This is a genomic window from Nocardia sp. NPDC059229 (genome assembly GCF_042754165.1).
Taxonomy (GTDB): domain Bacteria; phylum Actinomycetota; class Actinomycetes; order Mycobacteriales; family Mycobacteriaceae; genus Nocardia.
On the sequence record NZ_JBHZAK010000008.1, the window covers coordinates 96643 to 111599 of the forward strand.

Annotated in this window: 18 protein-coding genes and 1 pseudogene; 6 read left to right on the forward strand and 13 right to left on the reverse strand. The window is 67.1% G+C overall.

What is annotated here, in order from left to right; all coding sequences use genetic code 11:
- Window positions 1-121 precede the first annotated feature (121 nt).
- The 7 genes and pseudogenes from mug to ACFXHE_RS19805 all read right to left on the reverse strand — a co-directional run bounded on the left by mug (window position 122) and on the right by ACFXHE_RS19805 (window position 4547).
- A complete protein-coding gene (mug, locus tag ACFXHE_RS19775) occupies window positions 122-685 on the reverse strand; it encodes a G/U mismatch-specific DNA glycosylase (protein ID WP_379384941.1) in 564 nt (187 codons plus the stop codon).
- A 69-nt stretch (window positions 686-754) separates the two neighbouring features.
- On the reverse strand, window positions 755-1099 hold the full coding sequence (locus ACFXHE_RS19780) for a roadblock/LC7 domain-containing protein (RefSeq protein ID WP_379384943.1): 345 nt from the start codon (window positions 1097-1099) through the stop codon (window positions 755-757).
- Window positions 1100-2001: 902 nt separating this feature from the next.
- A complete protein-coding gene (locus ACFXHE_RS19785; protein ID WP_379384945.1) occupies window positions 2002-2823 on the reverse strand; it encodes an alpha/beta fold hydrolase in 822 nt (273 codons plus the stop codon).
- Between the two features lie 49 nt (window positions 2824-2872).
- Window positions 2873-3502, reverse strand: coding sequence for a DUF2867 domain-containing protein (locus tag ACFXHE_RS19790; RefSeq protein WP_379384947.1), 630 nt, complete (start codon window positions 3500-3502; stop codon window positions 2873-2875).
- Between the two features lie 102 nt (window positions 3503-3604).
- Window positions 3605-3805 (reverse strand): class I SAM-dependent methyltransferase, encoded by a 201-nt coding sequence (locus ACFXHE_RS19795; protein WP_379384949.1) that lies wholly within the window; start codon window positions 3803-3805, stop codon window positions 3605-3607.
- A 32-nt stretch (window positions 3806-3837) separates the two neighbouring features.
- Window positions 3838-3963 (reverse strand): annotated as a pseudogene (locus tag ACFXHE_RS19800) (class I SAM-dependent methyltransferase); the annotation flags it as partial.
- A complete protein-coding gene (locus ACFXHE_RS19805) occupies window positions 3960-4547 on the reverse strand; it encodes a TetR/AcrR family transcriptional regulator (protein WP_379384951.1) in 588 nt (195 codons plus the stop codon). The pseudogene ACFXHE_RS19800 and the gene ACFXHE_RS19805, both read right to left, overlap by 4 nt.
- A 98-nt stretch (window positions 4548-4645) precedes the next feature.
- Here ACFXHE_RS19805 and ACFXHE_RS19810 point away from each other — a divergent pair, with 98 nt between their 5' ends.
- The 5 genes from ACFXHE_RS19810 to ACFXHE_RS19830 are packed head-to-tail and all read left to right on the forward strand — an operon-like array spanning window position 4646 to window position 7944.
- Window positions 4646-4996 (forward strand): DUF2867 domain-containing protein, encoded by a 351-nt coding sequence (locus ACFXHE_RS19810; RefSeq protein WP_379384953.1) that lies wholly within the window; start codon window positions 4646-4648, stop codon window positions 4994-4996.
- Window positions 4993-5451, forward strand: a complete 459-nt coding sequence (locus ACFXHE_RS19815; RefSeq protein WP_379384954.1) for a DUF6463 family protein — start codon at window positions 4993-4995, stop codon at window positions 5449-5451. The genes ACFXHE_RS19810 and ACFXHE_RS19815 overlap by 4 nt, the downstream gene beginning before the upstream one ends.
- A gap of 56 nt (window positions 5452-5507) precedes the next feature.
- Window positions 5508-6350, forward strand: coding sequence for a GntR family transcriptional regulator (locus ACFXHE_RS19820; protein ID WP_379384955.1), 843 nt, complete (start codon window positions 5508-5510; stop codon window positions 6348-6350).
- An 11-nt stretch (window positions 6351-6361) separates the two neighbouring features.
- Window positions 6362-7771 (forward strand): amidase, encoded by a 1410-nt coding sequence (locus ACFXHE_RS19825; protein ID WP_379384957.1) that lies wholly within the window; start codon window positions 6362-6364, stop codon window positions 7769-7771.
- 20 nt (window positions 7772-7791) lie between these two features.
- Window positions 7792-7944, forward strand: coding sequence for a hypothetical protein (locus tag ACFXHE_RS19830; RefSeq protein WP_379384959.1), 153 nt, complete (start codon window positions 7792-7794; stop codon window positions 7942-7944).
- Between the two features lie 18 nt (window positions 7945-7962).
- On the opposite strand, the gene ACFXHE_RS19835 is transcribed toward ACFXHE_RS19830, so the two are convergent.
- Window positions 7963-8577 carry a TetR/AcrR family transcriptional regulator gene (locus ACFXHE_RS19835; protein WP_379384960.1) on the reverse strand — a complete coding sequence of 205 codons (615 nt, stop codon included), beginning with the start codon at window positions 8575-8577 and terminating at the stop codon, window positions 7963-7965.
- A gap of 61 nt (window positions 8578-8638) precedes the next feature.
- On the opposite strand from ACFXHE_RS19835, the gene ACFXHE_RS19840 reads away from it, so the two are divergent.
- A complete protein-coding gene (locus ACFXHE_RS19840) occupies window positions 8639-9151 on the forward strand; it encodes an SRPBCC family protein (RefSeq protein WP_379384962.1) in 513 nt (170 codons plus the stop codon).
- Window positions 9152-9676: 525 nt separating this feature from the next.
- Here the strand turns inward: ACFXHE_RS19840 and ACFXHE_RS19845 are convergent.
- The 5 genes from ACFXHE_RS19845 to ACFXHE_RS19865 form a co-directional block, all read right to left on the reverse strand.
- A complete protein-coding gene (locus tag ACFXHE_RS19845; RefSeq protein ID WP_379384964.1) occupies window positions 9677-10279 on the reverse strand; it encodes a TetR/AcrR family transcriptional regulator in 603 nt (200 codons plus the stop codon).
- Between the two features lie 98 nt (window positions 10280-10377).
- Entirely contained in the window at window positions 10378-11937 is a 1560-nt protein-coding gene (locus ACFXHE_RS19850) for a class I adenylate-forming enzyme family protein (RefSeq protein WP_379384966.1), read from the reverse strand.
- 50 nt (window positions 11938-11987) lie between these two features.
- Window positions 11988-12959, reverse strand: a complete 972-nt coding sequence (locus ACFXHE_RS19855) for an NAD(P)H-dependent flavin oxidoreductase (RefSeq protein ID WP_379384967.1) — start codon at window positions 12957-12959, stop codon at window positions 11988-11990.
- Between the two features lie 17 nt (window positions 12960-12976).
- A complete protein-coding gene (locus ACFXHE_RS19860) occupies window positions 12977-14134 on the reverse strand; it encodes an NAD(P)/FAD-dependent oxidoreductase (RefSeq protein ID WP_379384969.1) in 1158 nt (385 codons plus the stop codon).
- Window positions 14131-14952, reverse strand: a complete 822-nt coding sequence (locus tag ACFXHE_RS19865) for an SDR family NAD(P)-dependent oxidoreductase (RefSeq protein ID WP_379384971.1) — start codon at window positions 14950-14952, stop codon at window positions 14131-14133. The genes ACFXHE_RS19860 and ACFXHE_RS19865 overlap by 4 nt, the downstream gene beginning before the upstream one ends.
- Window positions 14953-14957 lie beyond the last annotated feature (5 nt).

The window sequence follows — 14957 nt, forward strand, 5'->3', positions numbered from 1 at the left end:
GCATCGGTGGTGGACTCGAATCTCCTTGCCGAGGTCCGGGAGTTCAAGATCGCCAGAGTCCGCGGGCGGCAACCCCGCCGCCGTATGCCTGCACCTGCGCGAATTCGCGCACAGGTAGCGGTCAACCGGTTTCGACCGCCTCGCGCAGCGCGCGAAATTCCGAGGCGAGGGCGTCGAGTGTGTAGTGGGCGTTGAGCCCGCTGGGGTTGGGCAGAACCCAGACCGCGGTGTCACCGATCCGCTCGGGTTGGGGGCCGATCGTGGTGCGCGGACGACCGAAGGCCGTGCGGTAAGCGCCGATACCGAGTACGGCCAGTACCCGGGGTCGGTACTGCTCGACCCGATCAACCAGGGCGCGTCCGCCGGCGCGCAGTTCGTCGGCGGTCAGTTGCTCGGCTTTGGCGGTCGTGCGTGCAGCCACATTCGTGATCCCCAAGCCGAGCCCGAGCAGTTCTTGCTGCTCGTCGGGCCGCAGTTGGCGCGGCGTGAAGCCGGACCGATGCAATGCAGGCCAGAACCGATTTCCGGGACGAGCAAAGTGATTTCCGGTGGCCCCGGACCACAGGCCCGGATTGATTCCGCAGAACAGCACATGCAAGCCGAGCCCGATCACATCGGGAATGGTCTTGTCTTGCGCCGCGGCCAGATCCGCAGGCGACGGCCGAGCTGACGAACCAGAACCCATTCCCTCAGTCTGCCGGGTGCCCTGCCTCCCCACTGCGCACGGGTACCGACAGGTGCGCACCGACCCGGTCTACGACTCTGTTGACCTCGTAGGCCGCCATACCGAGGTCGGCGGTCTCGTCGGCGAGCAGGGCCAGGCAGGCGTTGGGCCCGCAGCGGTGATGAAGAGGACGGCGTGATCGAGTTCGATCATGGTCTGGCAGACGTCGCCCGCCTGGAAATGCAGACCAGCGCCGCGGGCGAGGCCGTGCACCGCGGAGGCCATGGCGCAGAAGCGTTCTGCGTCATCGCGGGTGAGAGCGGCCGAGCGGCCGAGGAGCAGGCCGCCGGTGGACAGGACTACCGAGTAGCGAACGCCGGGTAGGCGAGCGATCATGTCGTCGAGCAACCAGTCGAGGGTGTTGGCGGCGGTCATCGTCACCTTTCGTGGGGAGGCGTGTCGTGTGGGTCTGGGTCTCGCCGACCAGGAGCGGCGGCGGGCCCTGCGGCTGGCGTCCATCACTGCCGAGATTCGGTCACGTGCCTCGTCCGCGGTCCGTTGCCTCGGTGGCGCGGGCTGGTGACGGACCGGTTCGACGGGACCGGAGCGGCGGATGCGCTGCGGCAGCGGTGGGCGATGGTCGGACGGCTGTGGCGAGGCGGTTTCGAGCGGCGGCGAGCTCGAAACCGGGTGCGGGCGGGCGGATTCAGCGATCCGAGGCGAGACGGCCACGCCCAGCGTGGTTCGCGCCGCCTGCACGAGAGCGGGTTTCGCTGGAACTCGTGTCGGAACGACTGCGCCGAGATGATGCTCGTCGAAGTCGGTGATCACGCTGGACGGAATCAGCACTACAGCTCGGATGCCGCTGTAGACGGACTCGGCCAAGCGAACCTAAATCCCGTGCTTCACAGCGAGCTTCGCGACCACGAACAGTCCCAGTGCCAAATCCGTTGCCAAGAACCTCGACCAAAATTCAGGGCGGTCCCGAAACCTACTGGTCAGGACCGCCCTCGTTGGTAGCGGGGACAGAATTTGAACCTGCGACCGCTGGGTTATGAGCCAACGAGGACCCGTCCTACGCGGGCATTCTGGTCCGGCTCTTCGACCAGCACATGACCCACGCCTGCGGGGACAACTGCCCACAGTGAGCCAAGCACCGTAGGGGACGATATCCGGTCGGTCCTAGCGCGGCGGGTTCGCCATCGATGTCGATGGAACTCCCCCCGGTTTGGCGGTGCGCGCCGGGACATGGGGTCGGTGTACAACCGCCGCACCGGGGCTGACGGAATCCACGGTCTCGGTCTCGATGATGATCGCGGTCCGGTTCGCCGGTGCCGCTACCTTGTCCGTTCTCGAGTGGCGGTGAATGAGGCAACGTCCTCGGCGAATCGAGCGTGTCGGATCACTCCCATATGGGTCGCTCCGGGATAGATGATCAACCGCGCGCCGGGGATGCCCGCCGCAGTCCTGCGGAAGGTCTCGACGGGGTAGCCGGTGTCGCGGTCGCCGCCGATCACCAATGTCGGCGCGGTGATGTCACCGAGCCGGGCACCGATGTCGAATACGTCTTCCGCACGCAGAAAGGCCACGGCGTCGGCAGCGCAGGCCGGCCTCAGCAACGGGTCCGCGAGCCACATCACGACGCTCGCGAATCCGGCGAGGATTCGAGAGCCGGATACGGCGGGCGCGAGATGATGCAGTCCTCGGCGGCCTGCCGCCAGCGCTGATGCGTAGTTCATCTGGGCTGTCCGGGCGGCTTCGGACAGCGTGTCGCCGGAGGACGCAACCGTCAGCGTCCGCACCGCATCCGGGTGATCCGCGGCCATCTGGAGGGCGATCGAGCCACCCGACGAGATTCCGAGAACGTCGACGGCCGTGCCGAACTCGGCGCTGATCGCGTCGGCGTGCTCGGCCGCGATCTCGGCCATGGTGGTGCCTGCCGCCATCCCCGGTGCCCTCGACACCGCATACACCCGGAAGCACCGGGCGAGCGGCTCGAGCATCGCGGTCTCCGAGATGCGTAACAGCCCTGTGGGATTGGCGTGATCTGGAGCAAACCATCGCAGCAGCAGCAACGGCCGCCCCGACCCGAATGCGCGATACGGCAGACCGTGCGTCAGCACGCCCTCGGTCACGTCCGGTCCGGAACGCCCGTTCACGATGCCTTCTCCCCGACGACGGGCAGCGGATCAGCGTTGGGAGAGTGGATCATTCGAACTCTCCGTGGCTCGCGGCCCGTCCGGTGTTCGGGTGCGCCCGCTCACGCCAGGCGCGTTCCCATTGTCGCGTCAGTGCCGGATAGACCAGCAGATACCGAAACGGCGCGATCCCAGCCATGTACAGCCGCCCGAAGAGTCCGTTCGGTTTGACCAGGGCCGCCATGTGCAGCTCGTAATCACCCGAGTCGCCCTGGACCCACCCGAGGTGCATGATCGTGTGCACGGTTTTGTTCGCTAGTTCGTCGGCGGATTCATCGTGCAGCTCGTACACGGTAGTGAACGGGGTGTCGCCTGCCGGTCCCCCGGATTCGGCCGACCGCAGGTCATCCGGCAGGCGGTCGCGCAGCGACCCGACCCGACCCGCCAGACCGGTCTCGGCCTTGTCCCAGCCGAAGATCGCGCCGAGCTTCCATCGCACCGCGAACACCAACGCGACCAGCGGAGGATTCTGGGACAGCCCGCCGCTCGCCCGCAGCGCGGCGCGCATCACGGGGAAATCGTCCGGCCCGGCCCCGGGGGTGCGAAACGCCCACACATCCTCGATCCGGAAGTCGGGGGCGATCTCGTGGATGCGCCACGGGCGGGCGGTGTGCTCTATTTCGGGGAGTTTCCTGGACATCGGGGCCTCCTGTCCTGTTATACGGTTGCGTATAACAGGACGTTAGACCCGTTATACGAGTGCGTACAACCAATAGAGAGGCACGCCACAGGACGGTGACGTTCAGTGCGACTTGGTCGCCGACAGAATGACGTTCGTGCCGAATAACATTGTGCCCCAACTGATGTCGCGAAACCCCAGGCGCCTCAACAGATCCGCGACCTCCTGAGGCGACCCGAAAGCTCGCGTGCTGGATTCGAGATAGGCATAGGACGACCGGTCTCCGGACACGACCCGACCGAGCAGCGGGACGACCGTACGCATTCCCCATTCCACGATCGGCTCTCGGCGACTTCACGGCACCATCGGCGGTGCCGACCGAGGGTCATGATGGCATTCATCCGATCGTAGTACCCGGCGACCTTCTGGAAGATCCCGTGCACCTCAACGCTTTTGCCGTGCGGCGTTCGTTCGATTGTCATTTCACGGACCCCTTCGATCGGTTCCCACCCGCCGTGCGGTTCAGGATCAGATCACCCGCGCGGGCGATCACCTCTTCGCGAGTGCGGCCAGGATGGTCGGCGGCGAGGAAGTGGCTACCGATGGCCGTGCAGAAGGCGAGCAGACTACGAGCCTCGATCTCGTCGGGATCCGAGCAGACCGTTGCGAGCGCGTCGCGGAGCAGGTCCATGCGCCGGTTGTCCACTCGACGTAGACATTCGGCGACGGCCCCGTCGCGCCGGGCCCAGTCGCGGATGGCCAGGTCGATGGGGAGCAACCGATCGTCGGAGAAGGTGAGCCGACCGGCCAGCTGAGCCTTGTCCAATGCGCTGCCGCCGGTCTGCTCGAGCTGCTCGAGCACATTGTCGACCGCCTCGCGTTCCCAGGTATCCAGCATTGCCGCCAGGAGCGCTTCGCGGTCGGCGAAGTAGCCGTAGAACCCGCCTTTGGTCACCCCTAGCGCCTTGGCCAGTACCTCGACGCGCACGGCATCGACGCCCTTCGCGGCCAGCACCCGCAGCCCTTCGTCGATCCATGTTTCGCGTGGTGTGCGCAGCGCGCCCATGCCGTGATCCACCTCACCCGTATCCAGCGTTGTACGGAACCGTATAACTGCCCTGGCCTCCAATTATACGCAACCGTATAACCAAAGAGGACGATGCCATGCCATTCGCAGCTGTGCTGCCCAATCGACTCCCCCACGCCGAGCACACCGACCGGCCATGGAGCATCCACGAGCTCGCGCCGGACTTCCGGGTGCAGGATGTGTGGACATTTCGCGCGCCGGGCGCCGGACCGGACGACTTTCCGGTCGTCCTCGCCGCGATCCGTGCGGGCGCTGGCCCGGCGACCGCTTCCGCGCCGGTGCGATTCCTGTTCGCGGTGCGCCGGCGGCTCGGTGCCCTGCTGGGCTGGAACGAACCCGCGATGATGCGGCGGTGGGATCACGCGTGGCGCCAGCATGATTCGGTCAGGTCCGTCGGGGCCGTGCGCGAAACCGAGGAGGTCCGGTGATCGCGTGGGCAGGCCGATTGATCGTGTTGTTCGGTGCCGCACATACGATCCTGGCCCTGACCTGGATGCGCGCCGCGCGCTATGCCGGCGATTGGTTCAGTGGGGCGCTGTGGCATGACGACTTGGCCGTGATGAGCCCGGCCAACAGCGCACTGTGGCTGTCGCTGGACAGTTTCGGAATTCCGCTGGTCCTGGTCGGGCTGACCGCGCTGTGGCTGGACCGTCGCGGCATCACGCCACCGCTTTTCATCGTGTGGGTGCTGGGACTGTGGACCGTGTTCGGCGCGGTGGTCCTGGGGAGGTTTCGTCGGTATCGGTTCGCATCGACCGTCGACACATTCACGGATGACCAGCGGCGCCCGGGCCGACAGCGGTGTGTGACCCCGCGAAACATTGCTGTCGGCGAGACGTTTTCGCAGGTAGCGGTGGCGCGCGCAATGCCGATTCCGGCGTAACTCAGCATTAACTCGATACTCCGCCGCGTAACGGCGTGAGCACGCAACCTGGCGTCATGCACGATCATCGACAGCACCGGGTTCCAGGTGCGAACGTCGGCGACCGATCTGGCCGCCTGACGCTCCGCCGTCGGTTCGATCAGTTGTTGCCCGGCTCCATCCAATTGGCGGCACGGCGGGTGCGCGACCTGTTGCGGGCCGAGATTCGCCGAGGCGCTTTCGTCGATGGCCGGCTTCCGGCCGAATCCGAGCTCATGGCGCAGCATCAGGCGTCACGGGAGACGGTGCGTGAAGCGCTCGACCTGCTGCGCCGCGACGGACTCGTCGAACGACGACGGGGAGTCGGCACCATGACGATCCGCGAGGAGTACGTGGTGCCGGGTGTCCTTCCGCCACAAGGCAACTTGTTCGAGACGTATCTGGCCGACGGCCACATCACGCCGCGTCTACTGCGCTGGAACTGGATACCCGCGCCGAGCGCGGTAGCTGCTCAGCTCGACGGTGTCGCGGTCGACGACGACTGCCTGTGCATCGACTACGTGTTGCTCATCGACGACCGGCCGATGGCGGTTTTCACCAACTACCTCCGTTCCACGGAGGCGTCGCGAGTCGACCAGCAGGAGTTTCGGACCGACTTCTACTCGCTGCTGCACTCCAGCGATGTCACTGTCGCGGGCTTCGATCTGGCCGTACAGGCCGCCGCTGCCGACGATTGCTCCGCCACACTGCTCCACATCGCGCAGGGTGATCCGATCCTGCTGTGGGAACAGACGATTCGCAATCCAGACGGTGAGGCGGTCGACTACGCACTCGGCGCTCTTCGCGGTGATGTCGTCATGAAGTTCGGTGACATACCCCGCATCGATTTGACCCGCTCCCTGCCCCCGCGACCCTGCTGATGAGGACACCCGTGACCACGACCACCCGGATCACCACCGTCACCGATGCCACGGCAGCACTGCGCCATGGCGAGATCACCGCGAGTGAACTACTCGAACAATGCCTGGCCACCGCCGACGCCCTCGACGACCGCGTCGGCGTGTACCTGACCCGGTTCGACGATATCGCCCGCGAGCGGGCCGCCCGGGTCGATGCAAAGATCGCGGCCGGGCGTCCCCTGGCGCCGTTGGACGGAATCCCGTTGGGCATCAAAGATATTCTCGTCAGCCGGCACGGACCGACCACCGCACAGAGCCTGGTGCTCGACCCCGCCTGGGCCCTGGCCACCGGTGATGCCGCGGTGGTGAAGCGGCTCGAGCAAGCCGGTGCGATCATCACCGGCAAGACCACCACCATGGAATTCGCTGTCGGCGTGCCGGATCCGGACAAGCCCTTCCCGATTCCGCGCAACGCCTGGGACACCGACCGCTGGGCCGGCGGGTCGAGCTCCGGATCCGCCAGTGGCGTCGCGACCGGCATGTGCTTGGCGGCGATCGGCACCGACACCGCCGGAAGCATCCGAATCCCCGCCGCGTTCAACGGAATCACCGGACTCAAACCCACTTTCGGCCGCGTGCCCAAGTCCGGCGTGGTGCCACTGGGCTACACCCTCGATCATGTGGGGCCGGTGGCCCGCAGCGCCGCCGATTGCGCACTGCTGCTGTCGATCATCGCCGGGCACGAGCCGGCCGATTCCTACAGCGCGACAACACCTGTCGACGATTACCCGGGCGTGCTCACCGGTGATCTCGAGGGCCTCACCATCGGAGTCGACAACCTGGACCGCTACGCCGACGCGGGCATCGACCCGGCCCAGCCCGAGCGGTTCACCGCGGCACTAGATGTCCTCGCCGCGGCCGGGGCCCGCATCGTCCCCGTCGAAGTGCCGATGTATCCCGAGGTGGTGGCCATCGATGTCGTTGTCATGCTGGCCGAGGCTCATTCGTACCACCGTCCGGCATTGCGCAATCGCTGGGAGGATTACGGACAGGCCACCCGCATCATCCTGGCGTCCGGGTCGGCCGTCTCTGCATCGGATTACGTGCAGGCACAACGTGTCCGGCGGATCGCCGCGGCCCGCATGGCCGAACTGCTCACCGCCGTCGATCTGGTCGTCACTCCGACCGGGCACCTCGGCGCACCCCGGCTGGACGCCATCGATCAGTTGCAGCCGCTGAATGTGCTGGCTTCCCTGCACACCCCGTACTGGAATCCGCTCGGCAACCCCACTCTCACCCTCCCGATCGGGCTGTCGGCGGACGGCATGCCGCTGTCGATGTCGATCAGCGGCAAGCACTTCGACGAGGCCACCGTGCTGCGCGCCGGCGACGCCTACCAGCGCCGCACCATTCACCATCTGGCCACCCCCACCATCCGGTGACACACGATTCGGAGCCGACGATGACCGAGCCGACCACCTGGTCCACCGACCCCGCCGAGAACACCGCGATCGAAGCCCTCGGCGGTGCCCTGCACGCGATGACGGAACTTCTGCACAGCGTCGCCGACGCTCAATACCTCGACCCTGCGGGGAGTTTCGACAGTCTTCGCTGATAGCCGCGGTGACGCGTACTAGCTGCTCGCGGAGCCATCGGGCAGCGTGACATTTCCACCGACCGCGCCGCGGACGATCCGGTCGACAGCCTCGGCAGCGTCGGCCAGGTCGGCGTCGGCATTGCGCGCGCAGCGGCGTACGGCCGCATGAGGCAACTCGATGATCAGCAAGGCCAACCGCTGTCGGTCGGCCGGGCTGCGATAGCCCAGCCGGTCGCCGAGTTCGCGCATGGCGTCGTCCAGCCGGGCCTGCTGCGCCGCTGCCATGTCTCGGGATTCCGCGCTCCACTGTGCGAACCCGAAGGATTCGCGGCCCCAGAGCAAGACCGCCGCGTCCGTCGGATGCTGTCGCGACCAGTTGGTCACGTGATGCGCGGCCCGCATGGCGGCCTGCTGCGGCGGATCGACCCGCAGTGCCGCGAAAAACCCGCTCTGGAATCGATCAATGGTGCGCAACCACAGGGCTGCCAGCAGCGCGGCTCGATCGGGAAAGCGGTAGTAGACCGAGCCGCTCGGGGCGCCCGTGGCTGCGGCGACCGCGCTCATGGTGACCGCGGCCGCGCCGTCGGCCGCGGCGAGGTCGGCGGCCGCGTCCAGTAGCGAGTCCGGGGTGTGGGCGGGCATTCTTGACATGTATTAGAGAGTAGCCTCTAATTGAAATTAGAGATTATTCGCTAAATGAAAGGTCCAGCTCATGGTGCGCAATGTCCACAGCCGGGTGATCGCAGCCGATGCCCGGGCGGTCGGCCGACTGCTCGATACGCTGTCCACCGACGACGACCGACTGTGGCCGGTCGGACAGTGGCCCGCGATGCGGTTCGATCGGCCGCTGAGCGTCGATGCCACGGGCGGCCACGGACCGATCCGCTACACCTGCGTGAAATACGTTCCGGGACGGGAGGTCCTGTTCCGTTTCCATCGCCCGCTCGGCTTCGACGGGACACACGGATTCATCGTGGAGGAACTGGACGCCACCCATACCCGCCTGACCCACGAGCTGGTCATGCGCACACACGGCAAGGACCGCTTCACCTGGGCACTCATGTGGCGATGGCTACATGACGCCGCACTGGAGGACTCACTCGATCTCGCCGAGACAGCCCTGGTTCCGGGGACGGCCCCCAGGAGCCGCCACAGCCGATACGTGCGCTTTCTGCGCGGGCCGATTCACCGCGATCAGGTCCACAAGAACAAGGTCCACCAGTAGCGCCGCCGGTTGATTCGGCACGACTTCATGCTGCAGCAGGCACCGCGCCCGCTGTGGAGACGAAAGGCTCGATGTGAATTTCACGATGACTCGGCTGGGCAGATCGTTGACCCGCCTCGCGATCGCGGGTGCAGTAGCCGCGGTCCCGCTCGCGGCCTCGACGGTCTCGGCCGTTGCAGAACCACCGACACAGGTGGCGCCTTCCGATCCGCGGACCTACGACGTGGCCGACTGCGATCGACCAGAACTCAAAGCCGACAGAGCTTTCCAGGACTGGTGCGTCAACGTTTGCTGGGCGAACGACCCTGGCAACCCGGCCAATCCGAACAGCCCGCTCAACCCGAACAGCCCGTTGAATCAAGCACTGACGCCGAAACGCGATCGGCATGAACGTGAATGCCATTCGAATCCGAGCAGAGGAGCCCCTGTCCCCTCGAGCCAGGGCAGGGGCTCCGATCTCGCGGCAACCGACAAAGCGGCAGCACAACGACATCGCGTCTAGACCTCGATACCGTTGTGCTGCCGTCAATCCTGCGGCGGCAGCCCGATGAGTTTGCAGTAGGCATCGGCGATCGACGCGGGATCGAGCGAGCCGTCCTGCTGATACCAGCGATGGCTTTCGCTGACCATATTCAGAATCGCGAAGGTCAGCACCGACGACGGCGCGTCCGGTAGCTGTCTCAGTGCCTGCACCTTCTCGACGACACCGCGGACAGTGGCGACGAATTCGCGTTCGTGGAGTTGCACCTCCTCGGCCACCGCCGGCTCCAGCCAGCGCTGCTCGCTGCGATAAACAGCGAAGGTGAGGTGGTTCGCGATCACCGCGTGGGTGAATCGGGTGACGATGGCGCGCAGTTGGGTGACCGGGTCGCTGCCCGCCGCCAAGCCGTCGTGCAGCGCGGTCGTCATGTCCCGATCGACCTGTAATGCGATCTCGCGCAACAGATCTGCCTTCGACCCGACGTAGTGGTAGATGGACGGCTGGCTGAGGTCGAGCTGGGCCGCGATCTCCCTGGTAGTGCCCTTGCTGTACCCGCGGGACGAGAAGACGGCCGCGGCACCGTCGAGAATGCGCCGCCGCTTGTCCTCCCAGGCCGATTCCCCCTCGACCGCCGTGTGCGCAGCCACGCGTGGGCCTCCCAAGTAGTTTCGCCGAAGTAGAAAATGTCAGCTTAGCCCGTGGAAGGATCCGGGAAACCCGCTGGACCAGGTGCCCGAGGGCCGGCTCAGGTGTCTGCCGCCATCTTGCGCAGCGCGAGCCGATCTATCTTGTTCGCGGCGGTTTTCGGCAAGTGCCCCACCACCCGGATGTCCCGGGGTTGTTTGTAGTGCGCCAGATTCGTCGCGCAGTAGTCGGCCAGCGCCGCCCAATCCAGAATCGCGTCGCGGTCGATGACGATGAACGACACCGGACGCTCGCCTCGTCGTTCGTCGGGCACGCCCACGGTGGTGGCATCGACGATTCCCGGAAAGTGGCACAACGTCTCGTCGATCTCGCGCGGATAGACATTGAATCCGCCGACGATGAGCATGTCCTTCTTGCGATCGACGATGAACAGGTAGCCGTCGTCGTCGAGATAGCCGATATCCCCGGTATTGAGCCAGCCGTCGACGAAGGCCCCGTCGCCGTGCGCCGGGTCGTGGTACCCGACAGTCATGTGCGGCGCTCGAACCCGGATCTCCCCCGCCTCCCGGCTGGGAGCCGATCGGCTCGGGTCCTCGAGATCGACCACCCGGACCTCGACCGATACCGCGGGCAGACCGACCGAACCCGGCCGTGGGTCGGTATCCCACCGATTGCAGGTGATCGGCGCGAGCTCGGTCATCCCGTAGGCCTCGCGAATTTCCACGCCGGTCCGGCGCATCCAGCGCTCGTGCAGTAGGGCGGAGAACCTCGATCCGCCGCCAGGACAGACGCGAAGGGTGGACAGATTCGCGCGATTGGTGTGCTCACTCGCCAGCAGACCGGCGTAGATCTCGGCCGGACCTCCGCTGAACACGGTGACCCCGTGCTCGCGAATGGCCAAGGCGACCGCATCGGGCTTGAATCCCTGACAGATCACCACGGTGGCGTGGCCGTAGAGCGGGTTGAGGATGCCCATCAGCAATCCCCAAATATGAAACGACGGCGCCACATTCAGCCATACCTCGACGCCGAGCCGAGTCGGCCAGCACGACTCCATGCCGCCGACGGTCAGCATCAGGGTGTGGTGGGTGTGATCGACCCCTTTGGGCACACCGGTGGTACCACCGGTGAACATCATGGTGGCCAACTGATCCGGCGCGGGTAGCTGGTCGTCGGCAATAGTGAGTGTCTCGTCGCGGCACCAGGATTCGAGAGGCAGGTCGGCCCCGCCGACCACGAGGACCTCGAGACCGAACGACTCGGCCGCGGTGGCGACCGGCCCGGCGACGCCCGCCGCGGCGAGAACCACACTCGCCCCGGATCGTTCGAGCAGCAGGCGCAGCTCACGACCGGTGAAGCCGGGGTTCATCAGGGCCACCTGCGCACCCGCCAGCCAGGCGGCGAAGATCGCGGCCGACAGCTCGAGGCCATTCGGCATGACGACCGCGACCGGGCGCCCAGCCACCACCGCCCCGGATAGTCGGCGGGCCAAACCCACGGCCGCCCGGCCCAGTTCGGCGTAGGACAGTGTCCGGTCGCCGCACACGATCGCGGTCCGATCGGGCGCCTCGGCCATTGCCCGGCGCAGGCATTCGACCATGCTGGCGGACGGCTCGCGTTCCGGGCGGGCCGTCATCTCCTCGGTAGTCACAGCGGCCACCACAACCTCCAGTAGAGCGAATTCAATCTTGTCGAGTTCTTGCGGGGTGATCAATCGGCACGGTGCGCGGCGAACCGCGTGAACTCGGGAATCGAGTCCGCTCGCACGCGCGCCAGCGCCGCGTCGTATTCGGCGCTGAGTGCGGACACCACCTCGGCGATCGATTCCCGCCCGCGCACCGCGCCGACGCCTTCCCCGGCCGACCACACGTCGCGCCAGGCTTTGGAATCGGCGATGGCGCCGGAGAAGTCGATGCCGGTCGGGCCGCCGGTCCTCGACCCGTGCCGGTCCAGGCTCGCGGTGAGCCAGTTCGCGGGTACGCCGGTCACACTGTCGGAGGTGATGATGTCCGCGATCGTCGCGTCGATCACCATCCGGCGATGCCCCTCGGCCGCACGGCTCTCCGCGGTCGCGAGCAACCGCGTGCCAACGGTGACGAGGTCGGCCCCAAGGACGCGCATGGCGAGGACGCCCGCGCCCGAGGACACCGCGCCGCCGGCGATCAGCGGTCCGTCCCAGAACTCACGGATCGCGGCGATCAGCGCGAATGGACTGTACCTGCCGGTGTGTCCCCCGGCTCCCGAGCAGACGGCGGAGAGACCATCGGCGCCTGCGGCAATGGCCCGGCGGGCCTGGTCGGGTGCGCTGATATCGGCGAAAACCAATCCGCCCCAGCGATGTACGGCATCGAGCGCACGCTGGGGAGTCCCCAGCGCGGTGATCACCAGCGCGGGTGCGGCCTCGCTCAGGAGGGCGAGTTCGGCGTCGAGCCGGTCATAGGTGCGGTGCACGATGAGATTGACTCCCCACGCGCCCCCGTCGGCTCCGGCGGTGATGCCCTCGAGCATGACGCGCAGGTCGTCGATGGTGCGCGCGTTGGCGGCAGGAAAGGTGCCGATGATCCCGGATCGCGCTGCGGCAGTGACCATGTCGGTCCCCGACACCAGAAACATCGGAGCCGCCAGCACCGGAATCCGCAGCGATTCGGCGAGCTCGCCGAATCGTCGATTCGTGGATTTCATCTCCGCATCCCAATTCGTCATTGCGCCACACCGATTTCCGGTCGGCCCGCCGACTGGAGCGCGGTGCGGGCACGACGGACGAGATGTGGTGCGTCCAGGGCCAGTACGGCCGTCGGCTGTCCGCCGCGGGTCCAGGTCACCGCCCGCCCGGAGCGGGCATCCGGGCGGATCTCGGCGGTATCCGCCCGGCCGTGGCGGCCGAGGTAGTGCAGGCTGTGGCCGAGCTGGTGCGACCAGAAGTACGGCAGCGGATCGTAGGATTCGGCTGCGCCGAGGATGTTCCGGGCCGCGGTCTGGGCCGAGTCGGCCCCGTGATGCCAGTGCTCGAGATGCATGTCGCAGCCGTATCGGGCCGAGCGCCAGGCGATCGCGTCGCCCGCGGCGTAGACGCCGGGCAGACCGGTGCACAGATATTCATCCGTGCTGATGAACCCCGCCGGAGTCCGGGCTATCGGGCTGCCGTCCAGCCACGATGTCGCGGGTAACCCGCCGATCGCGGCGACCACCAGGTCGGCGGCGCGACGGCTGGAATCGCTGAGCAGCACTCCGGCGGGCGTGGTTTCGAGGACCTGAACCCCGATCGTGAGACGAATGCCGCACTCGTCGTACCACCCCCGGATCTCGTCGAGGACCGAATCGGGCACCGCGGCCAGGGCCGGGCCGAAGTCCGGTCCGACCACCGAGACCCGGCAACCGGCCGCAGCGGCGGCGGTCGCGACCTCCGCCCCGATCAGGCCCGCGCCGACGATCAGCACCCTTTGCCCCGCAGCCATTTCAGCGCGCAGCCCGACGGCGTCCTCAAGAGTTCGCAGCACCCGGGCTGGTTGCGCGCCGGTGCCGCTCCGCAGCGGCCGTGACCGCAGCCCAGGGGCCAAAACGGCGGCGTCGAACGGGAATGCCCCTGCGGTGGTGAGGATTTCACCGGGCTTGACCCCGACCGCGATGGTTTCGGTCCGCAGTTCGACCTCGAGATCGGCGAGGCCGGGGCTCAGTTGGGGCTGAATCGCGGTTCCCGCCAACAGTTCCTTCGACAGTGGTGGACGATCGTAGGGCTCGGTCGACTCCTGCGTGATCAGAGTGAGTCGCCCCTGGAAGCCGTACGAGCGCAGTGTCACCGCCGCCGTGTGCCCGGCCAGACCGCCGCCCACGACGACCACCCGTTCCGGCCGCGTCATGATTGTTCCTCGGCTCGGCCCGCGCGCGCGGCTCGCCGCCCGCGCACCTCGAGTCCCCCGTCACTGGGAAAGACCGCGCCGGTGACGAATCCGGTGTCCTCGGGGCAGGCCAGCGACACGTAAAGACCGGTGTGCTGTTCCGGCTCGCTGACGAATCCCAGCGGGATCGTCCTGGCGATGTTCTCGAGCAGTCGAGTCTCCTCGCGCAGGTGGCGGTCGCCGCCGAGTCCGCCCACGCCGGTCAGGCCGGTGCGGGTGACCCCTGGCGCTATGCCGTTGACTCGCACGTCCGGTGCGAATTCGTAGGCGAGCTGCCGTATCAGCCCCACGACAGCGTGTTTCGAGGCCACATACAGTGCGCCGCCGCCACCCGCGTAGGACCCACTCGACGAGCTGGTGAGAATGATCGAGCCCCGGCTCTTGCGCAATGCCGCGCTCGCGGCCCGGACGCCGAGCAGGTAGCCCAGCACATTGGTGGCGAACAACTCGTGGAAATTGCCGGGCAGTTCCGCGAGTTCCGCGTCGTCGAGCTTCGCGCCGTAGTCGTACACGCCGACATTACCGACGTAGATATCCACTCGGCCGAACACATCGAGACCGCACGCGGTGGCCGCGAGGTGCGCGGCGGGATCGCGGACATCACCGACGACGGCGGCGACCCGGTCGGCATGCGCCTCTTCGAGCGCGTCGGCCAGCTGCTTGTCCCGTTCCAGCACAACGACGTTCGCGCCTTCGTGCACATATCGTTCGACCACGGCGCGCCCGATGCCGTCACCGCCGCCGGTGACGAGGGCTACCCGCCCTTCCAGTCGACCCATCAGAT

What these genes read in the sequence shown, in the direction of transcription:
- ACFXHE_RS19820 (WP_379384955.1), top strand. Translation starts at nt 5,508, where the DNA reads ATGCACGATCATCGACAGCACCGGGTTCCAGGTGCGAACGTCGGCGAC.
- mug (WP_379384941.1), bottom strand. Translation starts at nt 685, where the DNA reads ATGGGTTCTGGTTCGTCAGCTCGGCCGTCGCCTGCGGATCTGGCCGCG.
- ACFXHE_RS19865 (WP_379384971.1), bottom strand. Translation starts at nt 14,952, where the DNA reads ATGGGTCGACTGGAAGGGCGGGTAGCCCTCGTCACCGGCGGCGGTGAC.
- ACFXHE_RS19810 (WP_379384953.1), top strand. Translation starts at nt 4,646, where the DNA reads ATGCCATTCGCAGCTGTGCTGCCCAATCGACTCCCCCACGCCGAGCAC.
- ACFXHE_RS19840 (WP_379384962.1), top strand. Translation starts at nt 8,639, where the DNA reads ATGGTGCGCAATGTCCACAGCCGGGTGATCGCAGCCGATGCCCGGGCG.
- ACFXHE_RS19855 (WP_379384967.1), bottom strand. Translation starts at nt 12,959, where the DNA reads ATGAAATCCACGAATCGACGATTCGGCGAGCTCGCCGAATCGCTGCGG.
- ACFXHE_RS19790 (WP_379384947.1), bottom strand. Translation starts at nt 3,502, where the DNA reads ATGTCCAGGAAACTCCCCGAAATAGAGCACACCGCCCGCCCGTGGCGC.
- ACFXHE_RS19830 (WP_379384959.1), top strand. Translation starts at nt 7,792, where the DNA reads ATGACCGAGCCGACCACCTGGTCCACCGACCCCGCCGAGAACACCGCG.
- ACFXHE_RS19860 (WP_379384969.1), bottom strand. Translation starts at nt 14,134, where the DNA reads ATGACGCGGCCGGAACGGGTGGTCGTCGTGGGCGGCGGTCTGGCCGGG.
- ACFXHE_RS19835 (WP_379384960.1), bottom strand. Translation starts at nt 8,577, where the DNA reads ATGTCAAGAATGCCCGCCCACACCCCGGACTCGCTACTGGACGCGGCC.
- ACFXHE_RS19795 (WP_379384949.1), bottom strand. Translation starts at nt 3,805, where the DNA reads ATGCGTACGGTCGTCCCGCTGCTCGGTCGGGTCGTGTCCGGAGACCGG.
- ACFXHE_RS19805 (WP_379384951.1), bottom strand. Translation starts at nt 4,547, where the DNA reads ATGGGCGCGCTGCGCACACCACGCGAAACATGGATCGACGAAGGGCTG.
- ACFXHE_RS19780 (WP_379384943.1), bottom strand. Translation starts at nt 1,099, where the DNA reads ATGACCGCCGCCAACACCCTCGACTGGTTGCTCGACGACATGATCGCT.